The sequence below is a fragment of the Streptomyces hesseae genome (assembly GCF_031845785.1).
Lineage (GTDB): Bacteria > Actinomycetota > Actinomycetes > Streptomycetales > Streptomycetaceae > Streptomyces > Streptomyces hesseae.
On record NZ_JAVRFI010000005.1, the window covers coordinates 142,795 to 167,666 of the forward strand.

Here is a 24,872-nt window from a genome sequence, read left to right on the forward strand (position 1 = left end):
GGAAACACCGCGTGAAACAACGAATACCGCGACCCGGAGCTCGCCCGCCGACTGCGCGCACGGTCAGTCGCCGAGGGCGGCTTCTTCGAGGTCGAGGGTGCGCTGGAGGCGGCGGCGGGTGGCATTGCTGATCTTGTTGGCCTCGTAGAGCCGTTGCAGTTCGGCGGTCTCCACCGCGATCAGGGACTGGCGTACCTCGCGGTAGGTGTCGGCGGGGCGCGCGTCAAGGTCGGCCGTGCCGCTGCCGTCGCCGGTGTCGGTGTCGGCCTGGCGGAGTCGCGCTTCAAGGTGGCGGCGGGCTTGTTTGAGGACGGTCTCGGGGGCGGCCTCGGCGTCTTCGAGCTGTTCGAGCTCGGCGAGTGCGGCGTGCGCGAGGCTCTGGCGGGCCTGGGCTTCTTCTCGTGCGGTGTGTTCGGGTTCCAGGGCGATGCCGGAGCGGCGGACGACGGGGGCGAGGGTGAAGCCCTGGACGACTAGGGTCAGGGCGATGGTGCCGGTGGTGAGGGTGAGGATCAGCGCGCGGTGCGGCAGCGGGGCGCCGTTGTGCATGGTCAGGGGGATGGAGAGCGCGGCGGCCAGGGGCATGACGCCGCGGGTGCCCGCCCAGGACAGTACGGCGGGGACGCGCCAGGAGATGCGACGGCCGCCGCGCCGGTACTGCATCAGCGCGGAGAGCGGGAAGACCCAGAGCAGGCGGATCGCCATGACGGTGAAGGCCACGACGGGTACCCACAGGGGCCAGCCATGTTCGTCGGCGGCGAGCTGCCGGACGAGGGTGGGCAGTTCCAGTCCGATGAGGGCGAAGACGACGCTCTCCAGGAGGAAGACGACAGTGCCGTAGACGGCGTGGATCTGGAGGCGTATATGGGCGTTGGTGAGTTTGTGGCCGGTGCTGCCGAGGATGACGCCGGCGACGATGACGGCGGTCACGCCGGAGGTGTGCGACTCCTCCGCGAGAACGTAGGACGCGTAGGGGGTGACCAGGGCGATCACGGTCTCCAGGACCGGGTCTTCGGTGCGTCTGCGTATGAGCGTCACCACTCCGGCGACTGCGGCTCCGACGAGTGCTCCGCCACCGCCGAGGACGACGAACTGGCCGGCGGCCGAGGGTATGGACACCGTGCTGGCGGTCACGGCGGTGACGACGGCGACTTTGTACAGCACCAGTGAAGTGGCGTCGTTGAACAGGCTCTCGGCCTGGACCATGGCCTGGACGCGCGGCGGAAGCGACAGGCGGCGGCCGAGCGCGGTGACCGCCACGGGATCGGTGCTGGCCAGGACCGCACCGAGCACGAATGCCGTGGCAGCGGTCAGCGGGGTCAGGGCCGAAGCGATCAGTCCCACAGCGGCGGCGGAAGCCAGGACGAGGCCGAAGACGAGGACGGTCACCGGGCGCCACACCGCCCGCAGCTCCCGGCCGGACATCTCCTCCGCAGAGGCGTACAGCAGCGGGGGAAGAACCAGGACGCTGATCACCTGTGGTGCGACGTGGACGTCGGGCACCCATGGCAGCAGCCCCACCGCCAGGCCTGCGATGACCAGGAGGGAGGGGGCGGGCAGGCTCCAGTGGCGGGCGCCCGTGGCGACGGCGGTGGCCAGGACCACAAGGAGAAGAACGATGGTCAGGCCAGCCATGAGGAGTCCCCCGTCGGGATGTTTCGCATTGCTTTCGCCGACCAGACTTCCCGGCACTCCTATCGGCATTTTATCGGACCTTAACGGGCGTCATACGAACCTCCGCCGGGGTCGCATCCACGCTGGGAGGTTTCGGGGTGAAACACGGTGATACGGGGCCGTGAGGGCGAGGCCGGCGTCACGGCCGAGGGTGGGCGACTTCACGCGGCATCCCGGCCCCGTTGCACGGCCTGCCCGGCTGCGACGGCGGTACGGGTAGGACCATGGAGGTGAGGCACTGGGGCGCACACGCCCCGAACCCCGGCTGACCTGGGGAAGTGAATCGATGATGTTCTGGTACGGCCATGGCGGCGGCTGGGGCCTGTTCGCGATGACGGTGAGCATGGTCCTGTTCTGGGCCCTGATCATCACCGTCGCGATCCTGCTCTTCCGAGCCCTCGCCCGTCCGCCGCAAGGCGGCCAGCACACCGGCTGGCAGAGGGGCCCTGCACCCGGCCACGCCGAGCAGATCCTCGCTGAGCGGTACGCCCGCGGAGAGATCGACGAGGAGGAGTACGCGCGGCGCCTGGCCACTCTGAGAGGCTCACCGCCCGGCACTGGCAAACAGTGACACGCCGCTACCGCCCTGACCCGCCTCATTCACCCGCACCTGGCGGGACGAGCGTGTTGTCGCTGGTCCGGCCGGCGAGGGGGTCCGCGATGTTCCGCCACCGCGTACGGCGAGTACCACGACACCCGGGCCACCGTGACCCCCAGCGCCCGCGCCGCAGCCAGATCGATGTTGTTGTAGCCGGTGGCACGCTGGGTGACCAGCTCGGTGCCGCCGTCGGCGAGGATCCGCAGCACTTCTTCGTCCAGGACGTCGTTGACGCCGCTGCACACCATCTGGCGGCCCGCCGCCGTCGCGACCGTGTCCCGGTTGAGGACCAGATCGAGACACCGCAGGTCGTACGCCTCGCCCAGCGCCCGTTCCAGCAGCGGCCGCTCATCGGCGGTCACCCCGTACGCGACGACTCCCACCATGATCCGCGCTCCCGTAGCCGGTCCATATCCATGATCCCGACATTCCTGGCGGAGCCACCAGTCGGACCGTCCGCCAGGTGGCCTCCTGAGCGTGGTGTGATGGAAGTGGCGGGAGGACCCGTAAGAGACGCGGGGAAGCGGCTCGCGGCCGTGCACCGCGCAATCGGGATCCGCGAGAAGCGGATGGGCCCTCCCGTCCATGACGGCACCCAGGAACGCCCCTGGGGTGCAGAGACCGCCGGCGGGTTCACGCCCGCCCAGGAGGCGCGATGTCCCTCGACGGACGCGTCATCGCCTTCTCAGCGCCAGCGCGGAGGACCTACCGGGGGGCCTGGACCATGTCCCCGGTACGGCCCTCCTCGGCCCACTCCAGGCCCGTCCCGGTGAAACAGCATGTGGCGGCGGCCGAGCGACAGTGAGCGGGAGCGGCACCCGGGCACCGTCCGCCCGTGGAGGTGATCACCGTGGCGCGACTGGTCGCCGTGGGTGTCAACGGCTCGGAGGAGAGCCTGGCCGCCGCGGCATGGGCGGCGCACGAGGCGGTGATGCGGGGCGCTCCGCTGCACATCGTGCACGCGCTGGAGTGGAGGACGAGCAACCTGCAGTTCTCCCCTGGTGTCTCCGCCCAGCGCGAATGGGAGGAGGGGCGGATCGAGAGGGCTCTGCAAGAGCTCGCCGCAGCGCATCCGGGCCTGCGGGTCGACTTGGCCGAGGTTTCCGAGCTGCCGGCGAAGGCGCTCCTTGAGGCGGCCGGGGAGTCGCAGCTGCTCGTGCTGGGGTCACGAGGGCTCGGCGGCTTCGAGGGGTGGCTGCTGGGCTCGGTGAGCCTGACGGTGATCGCCCACGCGACCGTACCGGTGGCGCTGATCCGCGCCGGGGCGGAGCCACCTGTGCGGGGACGCGGCGGCCCGGTCGTCGTGGGGATCGGGCGGGGCGGTTCGTACGGCCCTTTGCTGGACTTCGCCTTCCAGGCCGCGGCGGCCGGGAAGTCCGTGCTGCGGGTCGTCCACATCCGGCAGCGGGAAGGGGCGGCGGACGCCGAGATCGGTGAGGAACCGAGCGGAAGCGTCCTCGTGAGCCTCCTGGCCCCGTGGCGACAGCAGTGGCCGGGCGTGGCGATGGACGAATGGGTGACGGCCGGGCCGGCCGCCCAGCGCCTGATCGAGGCGGCCAGGGACGCGGGACTGCTGGTCGTCGGCCGCCGTGTACACCGGCCGGCCCTCGGCGTGCGCATCGGGCCCGTGACCCATGCCGCGGTCCACCACGTGAGGTGTCCGGTGGCGGTCGTACCGCACAGCTGACATAAACAGGAGTATCTGGGATCTTCCTGAAGGGACCCGAACGTCATGTTGCAGCACCGCACGGTCGACGAGCTCATGACCCGCAACGTGGTGGGGGTCCGCCCGGACACACCGTTCAAGGAGATCGTCAAGGAGCTCGCCGAGAACGACGTCACGGCCGTGCCGGTGGTGGACCCGAGCGGCCGGGTGGTCGGTGTGGTCTCCGAGGCGGACCTGATGCGCAAGTCGGCCGACCAGCCCGACCCCTTCGGCCGCGTGCCCGTACCCAGTCTGGAAGCGTGGGAGCGGGCCAAGGCGGAGGGCGCGCGGGCCGAGGAGATCATGTCCGCTCCCGCGGTCTGCGCCCGGCCGGAGTGGAACGTGGTGGAGACCGCCCGGCTGATGACGGCCCAGAACGTCAAGCGCCTGCCGGTGGTCGACGAGACCGACCAGCTCGTCGGCATCATCAGCCGGGCCGACATCCTGCGGGTCTTCCTCCGCGAGGACGACGCCATCCGCTCCGAGATCCAGCGCGACCTGCTGGAACACTCCGTGGGCCTGGCACCCTCGGCCGTGCGGGCCGAGGTGTCCGAAGGGCAGGTCACCCTCACCGGCAACGTCGAGGCCCGCAGCACGATCCAGCTCATCGAACGTCTGTGCCGGTCCGTGGACGGCGTCGTCTCGGTCCACCAGAGCCTGACGTACACGACGGACGACACCGGTGGCGGCTTCCCCGCCCCATGACCACGCGCGGGCACCCTGACGAGGAGCCGGAGATGCTTGGCACGCAGCGCACCGTCAGCGACGTGATGACGCGGACCGTCGTGGCGGTCAGCCGTGACGCGCCGTACAAGGAGATCGCCAGGACGCTCGCGCAGTGGAAGGTCAGCGCCGTGCCCGTCCTGGCGGGCGAGGGCCGTGTCATCGGCGTCGTCTCCGAGGCCGACCTCCTGTCGAAGGAGGAGTACAAGGGCCGCGAGGCGGCGGACGTCGCCCGGCCCGAGCAGCTCGGCGACCTGGCGAAGGCGGGTGCGCGGACCGCGGAGGACCTGATGAGCACCCCGGCGATCACCGTGCACGCGGACGCCGCTGTCGCCGAAGCCGCCCGCATCATGGCCCGCAAGGGCGTCAAACGCCTGCCCGTCGTCGACGCCCAGGGCATGCTCGCCGGCATCGTCAGCCGCGCCGATCTCCTCAAGGTCTACCTCCGCAGTGACGAGGACATCGCGCGGGAAGTCCGCGACGAGATCGTCGGGCGGCTCTTCCCCCACCGGCCCCCCACCGTCGACGTCCAGGTGGACGAGGGCGTGGTGACCCTCTCGGGCCACCTGCCCGACGCGACGACGACCCCGCTCGTGGCACGGCTGGCCAGGGCCGTCGAAGGCGTCGTCAACGTCGATCTCCGTCTGGACGGGCCAACGGGCTGAACGCCACCCGGCCCGGTCGGCGGCGCAGCGCTGGCACGAGCGCTCACCTTCTGATCCCCTGGGAGAGGGCGGCTCGCGATCCGGGGGCGACGGCGAAGGAACGCCGCACCAGGCAGCCACGTGGAGGCTGGGACGATGCACGACGGCGGACCGCGCCCCGACGACCCGGGTACGGACTCCGGTGGACCGGGTGAGGACACGGTGGCGACCCGCTGTGCCGTACGCCGTGAGCAGCTGGGGCTGAGCCGTGAAGAAGCGGCGCGGCGGGCGGGCATGTCCGTCCCCTATCTGAGCCAGCTGGAGACGTTCAGGGGCGACTTCGACCCCGCCGCCCTCATGCGGCTCGCCGCCGCCTTGGAGATGCCGTACGACGAACTCACCGGAGGCCCGCGCGAAGCGGCACCCGGCCAGCAGCCCGCCGGTACCAATCCCGCGCTCGAGCACCTCTCCGAGGACGACTGCTGGCGGAGGCTCGGCACCCACGGCATCGGCAGGATCGGCCTGATGACCGGGCCCGCTCCCGTCGTCCTGCCCGTGAACTTCCTGGTCGACGGCCGCACCGTCGTCTACCGGACCGAGTCGGGAGGTGCGGCGGCCGCGGCCGACGGGGATCCGCTCGCGTTCGAGGCCGACCACATCGACGCACACGTCAGCCGCGGCTGGAGCGTCCTCATCACCGGAACGGCCGAACACATCACCGACCCCGGCACCGTCGAGGTCCTCGCCACGCGCCCCGGAGCGCAGCCCTGGGCCGGCGGGAAGCGCGATCTGTGGATCCGGATCCGCCCGGGCCAGGTCACCGGGCGCACGATTCACACCCGGTGATCCTCAGCCGTCCTGCCGCCTCGGCAGCGTATGGCCACGCGTCGGCGCGGCGGGCCCGGGCCAGGACCCAGCCGTGATCAGGAGCCCGTGCCTCAGTCGTGGGGCACCACGGCAACCGGGCACCGGGCGTGGTGCACGCACGCCTGTGCGACGTTCCCCAGGCGCGGCGCCATGGCTGGGTGGTGCCTGCGCCGACCGATCATCAGAAGGTCGGCATCCTCGGCCGCCCCGAGGACAGCGCGAGCGGGGCTTCCCAACCGGACCGTGCTGGTCGTCATGACGCCGGGATCGCGCTCGCTCCACGGCTGTACGGCACGGGACAGTTTCTCCGAGGCCTCTTTTCTGATCTCGCCCGCCACGTCGGGATCGACACCCCAGGGCGCGTAGGCCTGCACCGGCAGCGGACAGCCGTACACGACGCGCAGGGGCACACCACGTGCCGCGGCTGTCTCGAAGGCGAACTCCAGCACGCTGTCGCACGAGCCGTGCAGGCTGACGCCGACGACCACGCCGCCCTCGCTCGTACCGGCGGGCGGTCGGGCCCTGCCTGCCGGCGCCCGTACGAGTACCACTGGCCGTCCGGCCCTGCCCGCCACCTGGAGGCTGATGTCGCCCAGGAAGAAACTCTCCAGGCGTTCCAGACCCCGTGAGCCCAGCACGACCATTGTTGAGCTCTCGGCGGCCTTGAGCAGTGCGGCCTCGGGTTCTTCCGCAACGAGGTCCTCGGTGACGGAGAGGTCGTGGTGTCGCTCATGCACGGCTGTCGCGGCCGCCCGCACGATGCGCTTCGCCCAGTAGTTCTGGTCCTTGTCGGGTGGAAGGCCGGTGGCCGGTTCGCCGGCCAGCAGAACCCATGCGTGCAGAAGGCGCAGTCCCAGCCCACGCCGGTCCGCCTCGTCCGCCGCCCAGAGGGCGGCCGCAAGGCTCTCCGCAGAACCGTCGAGCCCGACGGTGATGGGGGCCGACTCCATGACGGTCACCTCCGTGCGATCGACGTACGCCCCTGCGGGCCCACAGCGTGGCTCGTCTCCTCCAGCCTGAGTCCGGCCCGGCGGAACGGCCACCGGAGTCGGCCGGGCTCCGGATCAGTCCTCGATGACGAGGACGTCGCGCACGGGGCGACGCGGTGTGGCGGGGCCCTGCGGTCCGTAACCGAGGCGCAGGATCATCTGCACCTGACCAGTGCCGGTGAGGGGATCGCGCAGGGGCCAGCGCAGGTCGGGCCATTCCAGAGCCTGGGTGGAGAACGAAGTGGCCAGCCCCTTGAGGGTGGCCAGGAGCAGGACGCGCTGTATGGCCTGGCCCGCGCGCAGCCAGTGCACCGGCTGGTCACCGTCCGTGCTCACCACGGCGAGGTGCGGAGTCTCCTCGAAAGGCGTCGTTCCCCGGTCCGTCACTGGCTGCCCGCCCGAGAAATCGCGCATCGGCGCCCTACCACCATGCTTGCGCGGCCCGAAAGCGTATTCCGGGACCCCGTCCGTCGCCGTGTCCGCCTCCTCGGCACCGGTCCGCGTCCACCGGGCGAGGTCCCGCTCTCTGCCCTGGTCGGTGAGATTGCGCGCTTCGGCTTCCTCGGCCAGTTCCTCCACCCAGCGGGCCTGCCAGGACTCGGGGAAGGACAGCACGGCCCCTTCCCGTTGTGCGGCGTCGACGAGGCCGGCGCGTATGTCCTCCGGAATCGCCTTTTCGGCGAACGGGTACCGGCTGGTGTGCCGCCGGCGGATCGCGGGCGCGAGCAGCCGGAGCCCGGTGACCTCCTCACCGTCGTCGGACGGCGCCGTGTGGACAAGGGCCAGGAGAGTGGTGTCCTGCGGATCGGGCAACAGTGCGACGTCCGCGTGGAAACCGGCCGTCGCGAGAGCGACGCGAAGGTTGAAAAGGGCGGCTCCGCACCCGATGCGCAGGGCCCGGCCGTCAGGGTCGGAGCGCAGCATGGCCCGCTCCGGATCCGCGTACAAACGGAACGTTCCGCTTTCCCTCGAGTACCGGAAACGCCAGGGCTGCGCATTGTGCATGGAGGGGGCGACCACCGCCTCACCGACCAGCTCCGACACCCGGGCGTCGGCCAGGGGTGATGATGCTGTCACCGGGATCTCCCTTCGCACAGGGGCCGGCGGCGAAACCGGCCCTCTCCCATCCTCTCCCTCCGGCATGGATGCGGCACGGGGCCGGATGGCCCTTGTCGCCCGGGCGGCAGAGCGAAGGCCGTCCGACGACGCCGTCACATCCCGACACGTTCCGGTTCTCTACCGAGCAAGCTTCGCCGCCCGGTCGGGCACCCGTGTCTGCTGTTCCCGAGGAGGCCGCCGGTATCCGGTGGAGGGTGGGCGGGACGGCAGGTCGAGGGCGGGCACGGGGACGTCGTGGTACGTCACCGTGGACAGCAGGTGGGCGATCATGTTGATGCGGGCCGAGCGCTTGTCGTCGCTCTCGACGACGTACCAGGGCACCTCGGGAATGTCGGTGTGTTCGAACATCTCGTCCTTCGCCCGCGAGTACGCCTCCCAACGGGTGATCGACTCCAGGTCCATCGCCGACAGCTTCCAGCGCCGTGTCGGATCCTTCAACCGGTCACGGAACCGTCGCTCCTGCACCGTGTCGCTCACCGAGAACCAGTACTTGCGCAGCAGGATCCCGTCCTCGACCAGAAGCCGTTCGAATACGGGGCACTGGCGGAGGAACCGCGCGTACTCTTCGTCGGTGCAGAAGCCCATGACGTGCTCGACGCCGGCGCGGTTGTACCAGCTGCGGTCGAACAGGACGATCTCCCCGGCGGCGGGCAGCTGTTCCACATAGCGCTGGAAGTACCACTGCGTGCGTTCCCGCTCGGTCGGCACGGGCAGCGCGGCGATCCGGACGACACGCGGGTTCAGGCGCTGGGCGACCCGCTGGATCGCGCCACCTTTGCCCGCCGCGTCGCGTCCCTCGAAGACCACGACGAGCCGTCGGCCCCCGGCCCGCACCCACTCCTGGAGCCTGACCAGCTCCACCTGGAGCCGCAGCAGCTCCCGCTCGTACACCGGGCGCGACAAGCGCTGCGGCCGTTCGTCGTCAGTCACTGTCATCTCCTCCCGTACGCCCCTGCCGACACTACGGCGCGGACCTGCCCGGCCGGCCCCGCCTGGGCCGAATGGGCCCGGGTGCCCTCCGATCGGCCCTGGTGGCAGCGCCCCGCGAAGCCCAGGCTGGGAAAAGCTACTGACAGGGCCCCGTCCAACCCTTCGGAGGCAGTCATGCGGGACGTCACGACGCTGGCACCGGCCACCACTCCCACCGGCGAGGAGCTACGGGCCCTGGACGCCCACTGGAGGGCCGCGAACTATCTGGCCGTCGGGCAGATCTATCTGATGGCCAACCCTCTCCTGACCCAGCCCCTGCGCCCCGAGCACATCAAACCCCGGCTGCTGGGCCACTGGGGCACCTCCCCGGGCCTGAACCTGGTCCACACCCACCTCAACCGCGTCATCCGCGCCCGCGACCTGGACGCCCTGTGCGTCTGGGGGCCGGGGCACGGCGGCCCGGCGGTTTTGGCCAACTCCTGGCTGGAGGGGACGTACACGGAGACGTACCCCCACGTCACCCGGGACGCGGCAGGCATGGAGCGGCTGTTCCGGCAGTTCTCCTTCCCCGGCGGCGTACCCAGCCACGTCGCCCCCGAGACCCCGGGGTCGATCCACGAAGGCGGGGAACTGGGCTACTCCCTCTCCCACGCCTACGGAGCCGCCTTCGACAACCCGGACCTGGTCGTCACGTGCGTCATCGGCGACGGCGAGGCCGAAACCGGACCACTGGCCGCCTCCTGGCATTCGAACAAGTTCCTCGACCCCGTCCACGACGGCGCGGTCCTGCCCATCCTCCACCTCAACGGCTACAAGATCGCCAACCCGACCGTCCTCGCCCGCATCCCCGAACATGAACTCGACGAACTGCTGCACGGCTACGGCCACGAGCCGCTCCACGTCACCGGCGACGATCCGATGACCGTGCACCGCGCCATGGCCGACGCCATGGACACGGCGTTCGACCGCATCGCCCTGATCCAGCGCACCGCCCGGCAGGAGGGCATCACAGAGCGCGCCCGGTGGCCAGTGATCGTGCTGCGGACGCCCAAGGGCTGGACCGGACCCGCCGAAGTCGACGGCACCCCGGTGGAGGGCACCTGGCGGGCCCATCAGGTGCCGCTCGCCGGCGTCCGCGACAACCTCGAGCACCTGCGGCAACTGGAGGCGTGGCTGCGCTCGTACCGCCCGGAGGGGCTCTTCGACGAGCGTGGCCGGCCCCGGCCCGAGGTGCTGGCTTGCGTACCGGACGGCGACCGGCGCCTCGGCGCGACCCCGCACGCCAACGGCGGTCTCCTGCTGCGCGAGCTCCCCCTGCCGCCCCTCGAGCGCTTCGCCGTGGCCGTCGACAAGCCCGGCGCCACCCGGCACGAGCCCACCCGAGTGCTGGGCGACCTGCTCGAGGACGTCATGGAGGCCACCGGCGACCGCCGGGACTTCCGCCTGGTCGGCCCCGACGAGACCGCCTCCAACCGGCTTCAGGCCGTCTACCGGGCCAGCGGCAAGGCCTGGCAGGCCACCACTCTCACCACCGACGAGCACCTGGACCGGCACGGCCGGGTGATGGAGATCCTCTCCGAGCACACCTGCCAGGGCTGGCTGGAGGGCTATCTGCTCACCGGACGGCACGGTCTGTTCTCCTGCTACGAGGCGTTCGTCCACCTCGTCGACTCCATGGTCAACCAGCACATCAAATGGCTCCGGGTCACCCGCCGGCTGCCCTGGCGCCGGCCCATCGCCTCGCTCAACTACCTGCTCACCTCGCACGTCTGGCGACAGGACCACAACGGGTTCTCCCACCAGGACCCCGGCTTCATCGACCACATCCTCAACAAGAGCCCCGAGGTCGTACGGGTCTACCTCCCGCCGGACGCCAACACCCTGCTGGCCGTGGCCGATCATGTGCTTCGCAGCCGTGACTACGTCAATGTCATCGTCGCCGGGAAGCAGCCCTGTTTCGGCTGGCTGAGCCCGGAGCAGGCCCGGACCCACTGCGCCCGTGGGGCCGGCATCTGGTCGTGGGCGGGCACCGAGAACACCACCGTCGAGCCCGACGTCGTTCTCGCCTGCGCGGGTGACGTCCCCACCCAGGAAGTGATCGCCGCGGCCCAGCTCCTCCGCCGTCATCTGCCGGAGCTGGCCGTACGGGTCGTCAACGTCGTCGATCTGGCTCGTCTGCTGCCCGCGGGGGAGCACCCCCACGGCATGGCCGACGCCGAGTACGACGCGCTGTTCACGACCGACAAGCCGGTCGTCTTCGCGTACCACGGCTATCCGTGGCTCATCCACCGCCTCACCTACCGCCGGACCGGTCACCGCAACCTGCACGTGCGCGGTTACAAGGAGATCGGCACCACGACCACGCCCTTCGACATGGTCGTACGCAACGACCTCGACCGCTACCGGCTCGTCATGGACGTCATCGACCGCGTCCCGGGCCTGGCCGTGCGCGCGGCGACCGTACGGCAGGCCATGGCAGACGCCCGTACGCGCCACCATGCCTGGATCCGTGAGCACGGGACGGATCTTCCTGAGGTCGCCGACTGGGTCTGGTCGGCCTGAGGGCCCATCGCCCGCGGCACCGGGGCCTACCGGCCCAAGCCAGGCCCCGCCCCGGGCACCAAGCTGATGAGCGGAGCGCCAGAACGCGAAGGAGCCGAACATGATGGAGCACCGCACGGTCGACGAGCTCATGACCCGGAACGTGATCCGCGTGCGCGCGGACACACCGTTCAAGGCGATCGTCAGGGAGCTCACGGAGAACGACGTCACGACCGTACCGGTCGTGGACGGTGACGGCCGGGTGGTCGGCGTGGTCTCGGAAGCCGACCTGATGCGCAAGCCCGCCGGCCTGCCCGACCCCTTCGGCCTCCTGCCCCTCCCGGACACCGGTCCCGCGGACCGGGCGAAGGCCGCGGGTGCACGGGCCGACGAGCTCATGACCGCTCCCCCGGTCTGTGCCCGGCCCGGGTGGAACGTAGTGGAGACGGCCCGGCTGATGGCGACACGGAACGTCAAGTTTCTCCCCGTGGCCGACGAGACCCTCAGACTCCTCGGGATCATCACCCGCTCGGACGTCCTGCGGGTCTACCTGCGCGATGATGCCGCCATCCGCTCCGAGATCGAACGCGACCTCCTGCAACGGACCATGAGGCTGGGGCCGTCGGCGGTGACCGCCGTCGTGTCCGAAGGGCAGGTCACCCTCACCGGCACAGTGGAATCGGAGAACAGAAGCATGATTCCCGTTATCGAGCGCCTGTGCCGCTCGGTGGACGGAGTCGTATCGGTCCACCAGCGCATCTCGTACGCCGGACGCACCGGAGATGACACGGAGGCGGACTCACCCCCCGTGCCCGGGCGGCCACTCCGCGGAGGAGCCGACGGCCCCGGCCTGTGGCCGGCCGACGCCATCGCGTGAAGGCCATGTACGAGGAGGAGGGGGGAACGGCTGTGCCGCCGTTCCCCCCTCCTCCTCGTATTCCGGCTTCAGCGGTGCGCGGCCTCCTCGATGGTGAAGCGGATGAACTCCCCTTCGCGCCACCGGTCGGTACCGAACCACCAGCCGGCACGGACGGTGCGCGGCAGTGTGAATCCACCGAAGCGGGTCTCCCCCTCGAAGACGGCGCCGAAGGGGTGTTCCCCGTATTCGTCCCTGCCGGGGTTCCCCCACCGGAGCATGGCGACCGACTCGAGGCGTCCGGAGGGTGACACACGCGTCGTGACAGCGAACTCCTCCTGCCCGATGCGGACATGCGCCACCGCCTGCCGGTCGTCGGCCGCCTCCCAGCGCACCGCGGGCCCCAGGGCTACCGGTGACACCAGGGGGAACTCACAGGCCACGCGGCCGGCCGCGCTGCGGGTGATGTCGGGGCCGGAGCCCGACATGACGGGCACGACGCCCAGCAGCCGCCAGCGCATCTCGCCGGTGCCGCCGCTGTAGCGGTCGTATCCGCTGACGGGCAGCCAGGCGAGGCGCGACTCGGCCGCCCAGAGCAGTCCCCGAGGTGGCGCGAGAATCTGGCGTGCCCGGAAGCGCCGCCAGGTGCCCATCCGGAGCTCGCCGTGCATGACCAGCTCAACCGTCTCCAGCAGAGGCGCGCCCGGAACGACAGCGTGGGCCAGCCACCTCCTCACGGGCGCCGGCAGGCCGTCGGTCATGTGCGCGGCGAACCGGGCCGGGGACACCGTGGGGGTGGCCAGGGCGGCCCACTCCCGCCGTACCCGCCCGGGCGGCGCGGGTAGGGCCGGACTCATCACGGGGCTGCTGTCGTGCGGGGTGCATCCGGTCATCTCCGCCTCCCCGGGCCCGGTTTCGTCCGCCGGGCCCACGACACCGACACTGGCCGTCTCCCCGCGGCCGGCGCCAGGGCCGAACGGCACCGAGAAGCGACCGCCGGCCCGGATAAGCGTGGGCACATCACGCCGTCGCCCCGCGCCGCGCCGCGCCGGAATCGCGGTGCCCTGCCCCGAGGTCCGTTCGGTCCCCCGCGGCCCCGGCGTCCGTCGGGCCCGAAGGGACCTTCGGCCCCGTGACTCCGGCTCGCCGGGGAACCGACGGTAGGGGGAGCGCGCCGAGCCGTAAGGACTCCTCGCTCCCGGAGGCACACCATGACGATGCACCGCTCGCCCCATCGGCACGACCCGATGCGACGCGCCCAGGACCTCTACCGGAACCGGCTCCGCGCCTGCCTGCTGCTCCTTCTCGTCCTCGCCCTGGCCACCGTCCCGTTCCTGGTGGGCAGGACCGCCTACGCCGCCGAGGCCCGTACGGCGGCGGCGCAGTCGGCGACCCGGCACCAGGTCACCGCCCGCTCGGCCGCCGACGCGCAAGGGGCCTCGTCCGGAATCGACGTCCGGTGGGCACCGGTCCGCTGGAACGACGACCGGGGTGTCTCCCACCTCGGTTTCACCGATGTTCCGAGCGACACCGCCAAGGGCGGAAGGGTCCAGGTGTGGGTGGACAGTGAGGACAAGCTCGTCAAGCCCCCGATGACCCGTCAGGAAGCCCTCGCCATCGGCTGGTTCGCCGGCACCTTGACGGCCGTGACGCTGCTCCTCGCCTTTCTCGGCACGCGGACCGCGTTCGTCGCCGCGTTCGACCGCCGACGGTGCGAGAAGTGGGCGGCCGAGTGGCAGGTCGTGGAACCGCTCTGGTCGAAGCGACTGCACACGTGACGGCCGCGGTCTCGGCCCCCGTGCACCCCACCCCGCCGCCCGGCCACCGTAATCGGGCGGCTGCGCGTCCCATCACTTCCTGGAGGCTCTCATGCCCGGCACGATCACCGTCGGACTGGACGGAACCGACCACAGCCTCGCCGCGGCGGACTGGGCGGCGGCCGAGGCCTCGCGCCGCGGCACGGCGCTGCGGCTCGTCCACGCGTGGGTGTGGCAGCCACTGGACGCCGCCGTCGCCTCGGACTCGGACGTGCAGCGGCAGTGGGCTGCCGATGTCCTGCGCGAGGCGGAGGGCCGGGTGACCGCCGCCTTCCCCGGTCTGGCGGTGACCACCGAACTGCTTCCTGCCGAGACGGTGCCGACGCTGCTGGCCGAGGCGGCCGGGGCCGACCTGCTCGTCCTCGGCTCACGGGGGCATGGGGCGGTGGGTGGCTACCTGCTCGGTTCCGTCGCGCTGAAGGTGCTGCGTCAGGCGGTCCGGCCGGTGGTCCTCGTGCGCCCTCCGCGCCGGGACGGGCCCGCCCCGGCGGCCGACGAGGTGGTGGTGGGAGTGCAGGAGGCGGGCGAGACCGGCGGGCCGGTGCTGGAGTTCGCCTTCGCCGCCGCGGCGGCACGCGACGCGCGGGTACGGGCGGTACGGGCCTGGAGCGTCCCGAGGGCCTTCGTCTGGAGCCCGGGATCGCTGTACCTGGCCGACGAGGCCGGCAGCCTGGAACCGCTCGAGCGCCGACGTCTGACCGAGGCCCTGCGCCCCTGGCGCGAGAAATATCCGCAAGTCGAGGTCGTCGAACACGTCGAAATCGGCGGCGCGGCGGACGTCCTGCTCTCCAACGGCTCCGGCGCCTCCCTCATGGTGGTGGGACGCCGTATCCCCGGGCCCCACGACCTCCGGCGAATCGGGTCGGTCACCCACGCGGCGCTGCACCACGCGCTCTGCCCCGTCGCCGTGGTCCCGCACCCGTGACCTCTCACCGCCGTGCGCCGGGGACCGAAGGTCCCCGGCCGTGCCGGGACCAGCGGCCCCGGCACGACAGCGGCGGAGGGGCCGGTCGGTGGGGCTCCGTGCGCCCCAGGGCCCTGGGCCGCCACCACCGGCAGCGACGAGCATCGAACAGCAGGACGCCCCGCACATCCGGCGGCGAGGGCGTCGTGACGATCGGAGACGCAGATGACCGTGGTGACCGAGTGCGCAGCCGACGCCCCCGCCGGCGCATGGCGCGGGTTCGTCGGGCAGGGCTGGCGGGAGCGGATCGACGTACGCGATTTCATCCAGGCCAACGTCACCCCGTACGAGGGTGACGGCTCCTTCCTGACGGGTCCGACCGACCGGACGCTCGCCGTCTGGGGCAGGATCACGGCGCTGCTCCCGGAGGAGCGGCGCAAGGGGGTGCTCGACGTCGACGCCGCGACGCCTTCCACCATCACCTCGCACCGCCCCGGTTACATCGACCGCGACCGCGAGCTGATCGTCGGCCTCCAGACCGACGCCCCTCTCAAGCGGGCGATCATGCCGAACGGCGGCCTGCGCATGGTGGAGAACGGCCTGCGCGCCTACGGCCACGAGCCCGACCCGTTCGTCACGAAGGTCTTCGGCACCTACCGCAAGACCCACAACGACGGCGTCTTCGACGCCTACACCCCCGAGATGCGCCGGGCCCGCAAGGCGGGCATCATCACCGGGCTGCCCGACGCCTACGGGCGAGGACGGATCATCGGGGACTATCGCCGGGTGGCGCTGTACGGAGTGGACCGGCTGATCGAGGCCAAGCGGGCCGAGCGGGCACGCCTGGACGGCGTGCCGTCCGGCGAGGCGGTGATCCGCGACCGCGAGGAGCTCGCCGAACAGCTGCGGGCGCTGGAGGAGCTCACGCGCATGGCGGCCGGCTACGGCTGCGACGTCTCCCGCCCCGCCGCCACCGCCCACGAGGCCGTGCAGTGGCTGTACCTGGGGTACCTGGCGGCGGTCAAGGAGCAGAACGGGGCGGCCATGTCCCTCGGGCGCACCTCCACGTTCCTCGACGTCTACCTCGAACGCGACCTCGCGGAGGGGCGCATCGACGAGACCCGCGCCCAGGAGCTGATCGACGACTTCGTCATCAAGCTGCGGATCGTGCGCTTCCTGCGCACCCCGGAGTACGACGAGCTGTTCTCGGGTGACCCGACCTGGGTGACGGAGTCGATCGGGGGCATCGCCACCGACGGCCGGCCGCTGGTCACCCGGACCTCCTTCCGCTACCTGCGGACCCTGTACAACCTCGGCCCGGCCCCCGAGCCGAACCTGACCGTTCTGTGGTCGCCGGCGCTGCCCGAGGGGTTCAAGCGCTATTGCGCCCAGGTCTCCATCGACACCAGCTCCATCCAGTACGAGTCCGACGACCTCATGCGGCCGCGCACCGGCGACGACACCGCCATCGCCTGCTGCGTGTCGGCCATGACGGTGGGCCGGCAGATGCAGTTCTTCGGCGCGCGGGTCAACCTCGCCAAGGCCCTGCTGTACGCGATCAACGGCGGCCGGGACGAGATGAGCGGCGAGCAGATCGCCCCGGCCGCGCCACCGCTGGCGGGCGAGTACCTGGACTACGACGAGCTGCGCGCGGCCTTCGACCGGGTGCTGGACTGGCTGGCGGGGACGTACGTAGACACGCTCAACGTCATCCACTACATGCACGACAAGTACGCCTACGAGCGGCTGGAGATGGCCCTGCACGACCATCCCGTGCGGCGCGCCATGGCGTGCGGCGTCGCCGGCTTGTCCGTGGCGGCCGACAGCCTCTCCGCGGTCAAGCACGCGCGCGTGAAGGTGCTGCGCGACGCCACGGGCCTGGCGGTCGACTACGACGTGGAGGGCGACTATCCGGCCTACGGGAACAACGACGAGCGTGCGGACTCCATCGCCTCCGACCTCGTCACCTCCTTCATGACGAAGGTCCGTCGGCATCCCGCCTACCGCGGTGCCGAGCACACCCAGTCGGTGCTCACCATCACCTCCAACGTGGTGTACGGCAAGCACACCGGCAACACCCCCGACGGGCGCCGGGCAGGCGCTCCCTTCGCGCCCGGCGCGAACCCCATGAACGGCCGGGACCGCCACGGCATGGCGGCCTCCGCCCTCTCGGTCGCCAAACTGCCCTACGACCAAGCCCTCGACGGGATCTCGCTGACCTCCACCATCACCCCGGAGGGGCTCGGCCGGGGCCGCGAGGACAGGGTGACCAACCTGGTGGGCCTGCTGGACGGTTACATGGCGTCCGGCGGCTTCCACATGAACGTCAACGTCCTGGACCGGGCGGTGCTCGAGGACGCCATGGAACACCCGGAGAAGTACCCGGATCTGACCATTCGCGTCTCCGGTTACGCGGTGAACTTCATCCGGCTCACCAGGGAGCAGCAGCGCGACGTCATCGGCCGCACCTTCCACGGAGCGGTGTGAAAGCCACGAGGCGGGGCCGGCTTCCCGCGCGGGCGGGGAGCCGGTCCGGGCAGTGCGTCGGCCGCGTCCACTCCTGGGACCTGTCGACGGGCGTCGACGGCCCGGGAACCCGGTTCGTGCTGTTCACCAGCGGATGCCCGCTGCGCTGTCTGTACTGTCAGAACCCCGACACGTGGCACATGCGTGACGGCCGGGCCGTCGGCGTCGACGAGGTCATGGCCCGGATCGAGTCGTGCCGGTCGTTCCTGACGGCCTCCGGCGGCGGGGTGACCATCAGCGGCGGCGAGCCCCTGCTCCAGCCGGCCTTCACCGGCGAAGTGCTGCGCAGGTGCAAGGAGCTCGGTCTGCACACGGCCCTGGACACCTCGGGCATTCTCGGTGCGCGCGCCGACGACGCGCTGCTCGACGCCACCGACCTGGTGCTGCTCGACATCAAGTCCTTCGACAGCCGCGCCTGCCGGAAGCTGACCGGCGGCGCGCTGGCCCCCACGCTCCGCTTCGCCCGCCGCCTCGACACGCTGGGCAAGCGTGTGTGGGTGCGCTATGTCCTCGTGCCGGGCTGGACGGACGCGGAGGCGGACGTGGAGGGGCTGGCGGCCTTCGTCGCGGGTCTGGACTGTGTGGAGCGCGTGGACGTGCTGCCGTTCCACAAGCTGGGCGCCGGCAAGTACGAGGCACTGGGCCTGCCCTTCCCGCTGTGGGACACTCACGCACCGGACGCGGCCCTCGTGCGGCGGGTACGGGAGCAGTTCCGGGCGCACGGACTGCGCGCGGACTGACCGCACGCCGGCCCGCGCCCGGGCCGGCGCTTCCGCCTCGTTCAACCCGCCGACTCGCGCTCGGCAGGCGATTTCGGACCGCCGGCTCTCTTCCGGTCGCCGGTCGGCTCATGGCCGGTGTGCAGACGGCTGACCACGCCGGTGACGCCGTCGACCCGCCACGTCTGCCGCACGGCCCCTGGGATGTCGACGGTGGCCGGCACCTGGCCGTCCAGCATGACGACCCCGTCGTGGACCGCGACGCGCACGGCCCCCTCGGGTGCCCGCACCGTCCGGGGCAGCACCTGGCCCTCGATGTCCGCGCGGATCGCGGCGTCGGTCCGCAGGAAGAGGCGCAGCAGGTCGCCGCGGGTGACGATGCCGATGAGCCGGTCCTCCTCGTCCACGACGGGCAACCGGTTGACGCGGTGGCGGTCCATGATGCGGGCGGCGTCGACCGCGCGCTGTTCGGGATGCATGGTGATCGCGGGGCTGGACATCAGCTCCGCCGCCGTGACCCGGCGCTCCCGGGTCTTCTCCAGGTCCTTCTCCGAGACCACTCCCACGACCTTGTCGTCCCGGTCGAGCACCGGCACGCCGCTGACGCCGCGCCGACGCAGCAACCGTACGAGGCCCTCGAACGATGTTCCGGGGCGTGCGCGCGCCACCCGGGATGTCATGATCTGGCCGACGGTCAGCGTCTGCACTGGTCTCCCCCTCCTCTCCTGCCGGGCCCCTTCGGGAGGCGTTCACGGGCCGCCGCGGAACCGGACGGCCATTGATCCCCTCCAGCCTGCCCCGCCGCCGGCTTCCGCGCAGGGGCCGACCGGTCCCGCGGCCGGTCCCTTCCCGAGACGGGGCCGATCGGCCCTTCGGGTGCGCCGGACCGCGGACCACCGGGCCCTTGCCGAGGACTTTCGGACCCTCGGTGCGGTGCGGGCCGTCGACGAGGCTGAGGACGGGCGGCGCCCCGAGGAGTGCCGCCCGGAAAGGCCGCCGGCATCCCGGCTGCGCGCTGACCACGACGGAGGCCCTCCATGAACCCACACGACGCCGGACCCCAAACCGCCACCGACGTTCCCTCCGACACCGCCGTAGCGGTGAACCGGCTGGTCACGAACGGTCTCAAGGCGCTCGACGACTACGCGCCCCTCAGTCAGGAGCAGGTCGACCACATCGTCGCCAAGGCGTCGGTGGCCGCCCTCGACCAGCACACCCACCTGGCCCGGCTGGCGGTGGAGGAGACCGGCCGCGGGGTGTTCGAGGACAAGGCGGCGAAGAACATGTTCGCCTGCGAGCACGTCACCGACAGCATGTCCCGGATGAGGACGGTCGGTGTCGTCTCCCGGGACGAGACCGACGGCATGGTCGAGATCGCCGAACCGGTGGGCGTCATCTGCGCGATCACCCCCGTCACCAACCCCACCTCCACCACGGTCTTCAAGGCGCTGCTGGCGCTGAAAACCCGTAACCCCGTCGTCTTCGCCTTCCACCCCTCCGCCCAGCGGTGCAGCGCGGAGGCGGCGCGCGTCGTGCGGGACGCGGCCGTCGCGGCCGGGGCGCCTGAGCACTGCGTCCAGTGGATCGACACGCCGTCGTTGGAGGCCACGAGGCTGCTCATGCACCACGAGGGGGTTGCGTTGATCCTCGCCACGGGCGGGAACAGTATGGTCAAGGCCGCCTACTCGGCGGGCAAGCCGGCCATCGGGGTGGGCGCCGGGAACGTCCCCGCGTACGTCCATCGCAGCGCCGACGTCCGGCGGGCGGTCAACGACCTGGTGCTCTCGAAGTCGTTCGACAACGGCATGATCTGCGCTTCGGAGCAGGCCGTGATCCTGGACACCGAGATCTACGACCGGGCGGTCGAGGAGTTCCGCCGACTGCACGCGTATGTGACCACCCCGGAGGAGAAACGGCTTCTGGAGGAGTTCTTGTTTCCGGCCGACCCCTCCTTCCACGGCGAGCCGAGGGTCAACCCCGCGGTCGTGGGGCGCGGTCCCGGCTGGATCGCCGAGCAGGCGGGCTTCACCGTGCCCGAGGAGACCTCCGTCATCCTGGTGGAAGCCGGGCTTGTGGGCCCCGCCGAGCCGTTGACCCGGGAGAAGCTCTGCCCCGTACTGACCGTGCTGAGGGCCGCGACCCGGGCAGAGGGCTTCGACCTCGCGGCCGCCATGGTCGCCTTCCACGGCCAGGGCCACAGCGCGGTCGTCCACACCGGTGACCCGGCGGTCGCCGAGGAGTTCGGGCACCGCGTGCAGACCGTGCGCGTCATCGTCAACGCGCCTTCGTCACAGGGGGCCATCGGCGGCATCTACAACTCCCTGATGCCGTCGCTGACACTGGGCTGCGGATCGTGGGGGCACACCTCGGTCTCCGACAACGTCTCGGCCGTCAACCTGCTGAACATCAAGCGCGTCAGCTCGCGCCGCAACAACCTGCAGTGGTTCAAGGTCCCGCCGAAGATCTACTTCGAGCCGCAGGCGATCCGATACCTGGCGTCGATGGCCGACGTCCGGCGGGTGACCGTGGTGACCGACGCGACGATGACCCGGCTGGGCTACGTCGACCGGGTCAGCCGGGTCCTGCTGCATCGCGCGGAGCCGGTGACCATCCAGGTCATCGACAATGTGGAGCCGGAGCCGAGCATCGACTCGGTGCGGCACGGTGCCCGGCTGATGCGGGAGTTCCGTCCCGACACCATCATCGCGCTGGGCGGCGGCTCGCCGATGGACGCGGCCAAGGTGATGTGGCTGCTCTACGAACACCCCGGCATCGACTTCGGCGACATGCGGCAGAAGTTCTCCGACATCCGCAAGCGTGCCTTCCGGTTCCCGGCGCTCGGTGAGCGGGCCCGCCTGGTGTGCATCCCGACGACCTCGGGCACCGGGGCGGAGGTCACCCCGTTCGCCGTGATCTCCGACCCGGCAACGGGCCGCAAGTATCCGCTGGCCGACTACGCGCTGACGCCGAGCGTGGCCATCGTCGACCCGCTGCTGACGAAGGACCTGCCGCCCGCCCTGGCCGCCGACAGCGGTTTCGACGCGTTGACCCACGCGACCGAGGCGTACGTGTCGGTCTACGCGAGCGACTTCACCGACGGCCTCGCCCTCCACGCGATCAAGCTGATCTTCGAGAACCTGGAGGCGGCCGTCACGGATCGCGCCGCACAGCCCGTGGCCCGGGAGAAGGTGCACAACGCCGGCACGATCGCCGGCATGGCCTTCGGCAACGCCTTCCTCGGCATCGTCCACGCCATGGCCCACACCCTGGGCGCCACGTTCCACATCGCCCACGGCCGGACCAACGCGATTCTGCTGCCGCACGTCATCCGCTACAACGGCACCGTGCCCACGAAGCTGACAGGCTGGCCGAAGTACGAGCGTTACCGGGCTCCCGAACGCTTCCAGGAGATCGCCCGGTCCCTGGGCCTTCCGGCCGCCACCCCCGAGGAGGGTGTCGCCTCCTACGCCGCCGCCGTCGAGCGCCTGCGCGAGGCAGTGGGCATCGAGCCGTCCTTCCAGGCACTGGGCGTCGACGAGGGCGTCTTCCTCGACGCCCTCCCCCGGCAGGCGCTGAACGCCTTCGAGGATCAGTGCGCACCCGCCAACCCGCGCATGCCGATGCTCGACGACATGCAGGACATCATGCGCACCGCCTACTACGCACGCGACGCGACGGGTGGTCGCTGAACGCCTCGGGAACGCGACGGCGTTGCCCTTCACCGCCGCCCGGTGGTGAAGGGCAACGCCGTTTTCCGTCGAGGCGGCTGCCCGCAGGACCGTCGGTCCCGGCCCCGCGGCAGGCGGGGTCCCTGTTCAAGCAGGGACCATTGGGCCTGCGTTAAGGCCCAGTGGCGGACGGGAGCGATGGCGTCGGCGTGCCACGGTTGAGTTGTCCGACCGGAGGCCCCGGAACAGCGGGCCCCACCGGTTCCCGGAGAGCGGTCGACGCCCGGCTCATCGCCCGCACGTCGCCGCTCCCGTCCCTGGAGAGCCATGGACTTCCACGTTGATTCCGAAGCCGGCCGGCTGCGGCAGGTCATCCTCCACCGCCCGGACCTGGAGCTGAAGCGCCTCACCCCCACGAACAAGGACGAGCTGCTCTTCGACGACGTGCTGTGGGTCAAGCGCGCCCGGGAGGAGCACGACGCCTTCGCCGACACCCTCCGGGACCGCGGTGTGCGCGTGCGCTATCTCGCCGATCTGCTCACCGAGACCCTGGCCAGGCCCGCCGCCCGCACCCTGGTCTGCGACCGGGTCTTCGACGAGCGGGACTTCGGGCTCCTGGCCACCGACCGCATGCGCGACGTCTTCGACGCCATGGAGCCGGCCGAGCTCACGGGGCACCTCATCGGCGGCATGACCAAGCGGGAGCTCGTCCAGCGCCTCGGCGCCGTCCCCAGTGTGCGGCTGCACACCATGGCCCCCGACGACTTCGTCCTCGCACCGCTGCCCAACCACCTCTTCACCCGTGACACCTCCTGCTGGGTCTACGACGGGGTGAGCGTCAACCCCATGAAGAAGCGGGCCCGCCGGCGCGAGACCGTGCACTTCGAGGCGATCTACGCGCACCATCCGCTGTTCGAGAAGCAGGAGTTCCAGTGGTGGTCCGGCGGTCAGGCCGACCATCCCTCGACCATCGAGGGCGGCGACGTGCTGGTCATCGGCAACGGCGCCGTACTGGTGGGCATGAGCGAGCGCACCACGCCGCAGGCCGTCGAGGCCCTCGCCCTGCGGATGTTCGCGGCCGGATCGGCCCGCCAGGTCGTGGCACTGGAGATGCCCAAGAAGCGCAGCTTCATGCACCTCGACACCGTGATGACCATGGTCAGTGGCGACACCTTCACCCAGTACGCCGGCCTGGGCATGCTGCCCTCGGTCACCATCGAGCCGGGCACCGACGGCGAGAAGCTGCGCATCACCGACCACACCCCCGAGGAGATGCACCACGCCATCGCCGACGCGCTGGGCCTGCCCGCCATCACGGTGCTCACCGCGACGCAGGACGTCCACGCCGCCGAGCGCGAGCAGTGGGACGACGGCTGCAACGTCCTGGCCGTCGAACCCGGCGTCGTCGTCGCCTACGAGCGCAACGTCACCAGCAACACCCACCTGCGGCGCAGTGGCATCGAGGTCATCACCATCCGCGGCAGCGAGCTCGGTCGCGGCCGCGGCGGCCCGCGCTGTATGAGCTGCCCCGTCGAACGCGACGCCGTCTGACCCGCCCACCCGCATCCGAAGGAGAAACCGGCCATGGCTCTCGACCTCCGTCACCGCAGCTTCCTCAAGGAACTCGACTTCACCCCCGCGGAGTTCCGCTTCCTGCTCGACCTGTCCGCCCGGCTGAAGTCCGCCCGCACCAGCGGCACCGAACAACAGCGGCTGCGCGGCCGCAATATCGCCCTGATCTTCGAGAAGACCTCCACCCGCACCCGCTGCGCCTTCGAGACCGCCGCCTACCAGCAGGGCGCCCACGTCACCTACCTGGAGCCCACCGGCTCCCAGATCGGCCACAAGGAGTCCATCAAGGACACCGCCCGCGTCCTCGGCCGCTTCTACGACGGCATCGAGTACCGCGGCAGCAGCCAGAGCATCGTCGAGGAACTCGCCGACCACGCCGGCGTCCCCGTGTGGAACGGCCTGACCGACGAATGGCACCCCACCCAGTCCCTCGCCGACGTGCTGACCATGTGGGAGAACACCGACAAGCCACTGCACGAGATCTCCTTCGCCTACCTCGGCGACGCGCGCAACAACGTCGGCAACTCCCTGCTGATCACCGGCGCGATGTTCGGCATGGACGTGCGCATGGTCGGCCCGAAGAGCCTGCGCAACGCGCCCGACGTGGTCAAGGAAGCGCTGCGCATCGCGGATTCCGCCGGAGCCCGGATCACCTTCACCGGGGATGTGGCGGAGGGCGTGGCGGGAGCGGACTTCCTCTACACCGACGTGTGGGTGTCCATGGGCGAGCCCAAGGAGATCTGGGACGAGCGCATCGAACTCCTCATGCCCTACCAGGTGACCATGGACATGGTCAGGGCGACGGGCAACCCCCGGGTGAAGTTCCTGCACTGCCTGCCCGCCTTCCACGACGACGGGACGACAGTCGGCGCCGAGATCCTGGCCCGTACCGGGATGACGGCCCTGGAGGTCACCGACGAGGTCTTCGAGTCCTCGCACTCCGTGGTCTTCGACCAGGCCGAGAACCGGCTGCACACCATCAAGGCCGTCCTCGTCGCCACCCTCGGCGACTGACGACCG

The 24,872-nt window shown here is 71.1% G+C and carries 21 protein-coding genes; 14 read left to right on the top strand and 7 right to left on the bottom strand.

From position 1 onward, the window contains the following. Positions 1–63 precede the first annotated feature (63 nt). On the bottom strand, positions 64–1,635 hold the full coding sequence (locus tag RM609_RS10725) for a Na+/H+ antiporter (RefSeq protein ID WP_311609925.1): 1,572 nt from the start codon (positions 1,633–1,635) through the stop codon (positions 64–66). 325 nt (positions 1,636–1,960) lie between these two features. On the opposite strand from RM609_RS10725, the gene RM609_RS10730 reads away from it, so the two are divergent. Next, the gene (locus tag RM609_RS10730; protein WP_311609927.1) at positions 1,961–2,245 is read left to right on the top strand and encodes an SHOCT domain-containing protein; all 285 of its coding nucleotides are present in this window, start codon (positions 1,961–1,963) and stop codon (positions 2,243–2,245) included. Positions 2,246–2,274: 29 nt separating this feature from the next. Here the strand turns inward: RM609_RS10730 and RM609_RS10735 are convergent, their stop codons facing one another. After that, positions 2,275–2,658: a Rossmann-fold NAD(P)-binding domain-containing protein gene (locus RM609_RS10735; protein WP_311609928.1), complete on the bottom strand. Its 384-nt coding sequence runs from the start codon at positions 2,656–2,658 to the stop codon at positions 2,275–2,277. Positions 2,659–3,107: 449 nt separating this feature from the next. Between RM609_RS10735 and RM609_RS10740 the strand changes: the two genes are divergently transcribed. The 4 genes from RM609_RS10740 (at position 3,108) to RM609_RS10755 (ending at position 6,190) form a co-directional block, all read left to right on the top strand. Then, positions 3,108–3,959, top strand: a complete 852-nt coding sequence (locus tag RM609_RS10740; RefSeq protein WP_311609929.1) for a universal stress protein — start codon at positions 3,108–3,110, stop codon at positions 3,957–3,959. Positions 3,960–4,007: 48 nt separating this feature from the next. Beyond that, complete coding sequence (locus tag RM609_RS10745) at positions 4,008–4,682, top strand: CBS domain-containing protein (RefSeq protein WP_311610237.1); 675 nt, start codon at positions 4,008–4,010, stop codon at positions 4,680–4,682. Between the two features lie 32 nt (positions 4,683–4,714). Beyond that, on the top strand, positions 4,715–5,365 hold the full coding sequence (locus tag RM609_RS10750; protein WP_311609931.1) for a CBS domain-containing protein: 651 nt from the start codon (positions 4,715–4,717) through the stop codon (positions 5,363–5,365). A 135-nt stretch (positions 5,366–5,500) separates the two neighbouring features. Continuing rightward, complete coding sequence (locus RM609_RS10755; protein WP_311609932.1) at positions 5,501–6,190, top strand: pyridoxamine 5'-phosphate oxidase family protein; 690 nt, start codon at positions 5,501–5,503, stop codon at positions 6,188–6,190. A 92-nt stretch (positions 6,191–6,282) separates the two neighbouring features. Here the strand turns inward: RM609_RS10755 and RM609_RS10760 are convergent, their stop codons facing one another. The 3 genes from RM609_RS10760 to ppk2 all read right to left on the bottom strand — a co-directional run bounded on the left by RM609_RS10760 (position 6,283) and on the right by ppk2 (position 9,255). Beyond that, the gene (locus tag RM609_RS10760; protein WP_311609933.1) at positions 6,283–7,161 is read right to left on the bottom strand and encodes a universal stress protein; all 879 of its coding nucleotides are present in this window, start codon (positions 7,159–7,161) and stop codon (positions 6,283–6,285) included. A gap of 114 nt (positions 7,162–7,275) precedes the next feature. Beyond that, positions 7,276–8,277 carry an Acg family FMN-binding oxidoreductase gene (locus tag RM609_RS10765; RefSeq protein ID WP_438828414.1) on the bottom strand — a complete coding sequence of 334 codons (1,002 nt, stop codon included), beginning with the start codon at positions 8,275–8,277 and terminating at the stop codon, positions 7,276–7,278. Between the two features lie 159 nt (positions 8,278–8,436). Further along, entirely contained in the window at positions 8,437–9,255 is an 819-nt protein-coding gene (gene ppk2 / locus RM609_RS10770) for a polyphosphate kinase 2 (protein WP_311609935.1), read from the bottom strand. A 168-nt stretch (positions 9,256–9,423) separates the two neighbouring features. Here ppk2 and RM609_RS10775 point away from each other — a divergent pair, with 168 nt between their 5' ends. Beyond that, a complete protein-coding gene (locus RM609_RS10775; RefSeq protein ID WP_311609937.1) occupies positions 9,424–11,811 on the top strand; it encodes a phosphoketolase family protein in 2,388 nt (795 codons plus the stop codon). A 103-nt stretch (positions 11,812–11,914) separates the two neighbouring features. Continuing rightward, positions 11,915–12,667: a CBS domain-containing protein gene (locus RM609_RS10780; RefSeq protein WP_311610241.1), complete on the top strand. Its 753-nt coding sequence runs from the start codon at positions 11,915–11,917 to the stop codon at positions 12,665–12,667. A 68-nt stretch (positions 12,668–12,735) separates the two neighbouring features. On the opposite strand, the gene RM609_RS10785 is transcribed toward RM609_RS10780, so the two are convergent. Then, positions 12,736–13,539, bottom strand: coding sequence for a DUF6920 family protein (locus RM609_RS10785; protein WP_311609939.1), 804 nt, complete (start codon positions 13,537–13,539; stop codon positions 12,736–12,738). Between the two features lie 318 nt (positions 13,540–13,857). Between RM609_RS10785 and RM609_RS10790 the strand changes: the two genes are divergently transcribed. From RM609_RS10790 to pflA, 4 genes are all read left to right on the top strand, one after another. After that, entirely contained in the window at positions 13,858–14,424 is a 567-nt protein-coding gene (locus tag RM609_RS10790) for an Rv1733c family protein (RefSeq protein ID WP_311609941.1), read from the top strand. A gap of 91 nt (positions 14,425–14,515) precedes the next feature. Beyond that, the gene (locus RM609_RS10795; RefSeq protein ID WP_311609942.1) at positions 14,516–15,388 is read left to right on the top strand and encodes a universal stress protein; all 873 of its coding nucleotides are present in this window, start codon (positions 14,516–14,518) and stop codon (positions 15,386–15,388) included. A 204-nt stretch (positions 15,389–15,592) separates the two neighbouring features. Continuing rightward, a complete protein-coding gene (pflB, locus tag RM609_RS10800) occupies positions 15,593–17,854 on the top strand; it encodes a formate C-acetyltransferase (protein WP_311609944.1) in 2,262 nt (753 codons plus the stop codon). Further along, the gene (gene pflA / locus RM609_RS10805; RefSeq protein ID WP_438828415.1) at positions 17,851–18,633 is read left to right on the top strand and encodes a pyruvate formate-lyase-activating protein; all 783 of its coding nucleotides are present in this window, start codon (positions 17,851–17,853) and stop codon (positions 18,631–18,633) included. Before pflB ends, pflA begins: the two co-directional genes overlap by 4 nt. Positions 18,634–18,674: 41 nt before the next feature. Here the strand turns inward: pflA and RM609_RS10810 are convergent, their stop codons facing one another. Beyond that, positions 18,675–19,319 carry a CBS domain-containing protein gene (locus tag RM609_RS10810; RefSeq protein WP_311609945.1) on the bottom strand — a complete coding sequence of 215 codons (645 nt, stop codon included), beginning with the start codon at positions 19,317–19,319 and terminating at the stop codon, positions 18,675–18,677. Positions 19,320–19,649: 330 nt separating this feature from the next. Between RM609_RS10810 and adhE the strand changes: the two genes are divergently transcribed. The 3 genes from adhE to argF all read left to right on the top strand — a co-directional run bounded on the left by adhE (position 19,650) and on the right by argF (position 24,866). Then, positions 19,650–22,301, top strand: coding sequence for a bifunctional acetaldehyde-CoA/alcohol dehydrogenase (gene adhE / locus RM609_RS10815; RefSeq protein WP_311609946.1), 2,652 nt, complete (start codon positions 19,650–19,652; stop codon positions 22,299–22,301). A gap of 306 nt (positions 22,302–22,607) precedes the next feature. Next, positions 22,608–23,831: an arginine deiminase gene (locus tag RM609_RS10820; protein WP_311609948.1), complete on the top strand. Its 1,224-nt coding sequence runs from the start codon at positions 22,608–22,610 to the stop codon at positions 23,829–23,831. Positions 23,832–23,864: 33 nt separating this feature from the next. After that, on the top strand, positions 23,865–24,866 hold the full coding sequence (gene argF, locus RM609_RS10825) for an ornithine carbamoyltransferase (protein ID WP_311609950.1): 1,002 nt from the start codon (positions 23,865–23,867) through the stop codon (positions 24,864–24,866). Positions 24,867–24,872: the final 6 nt, after the last annotated feature.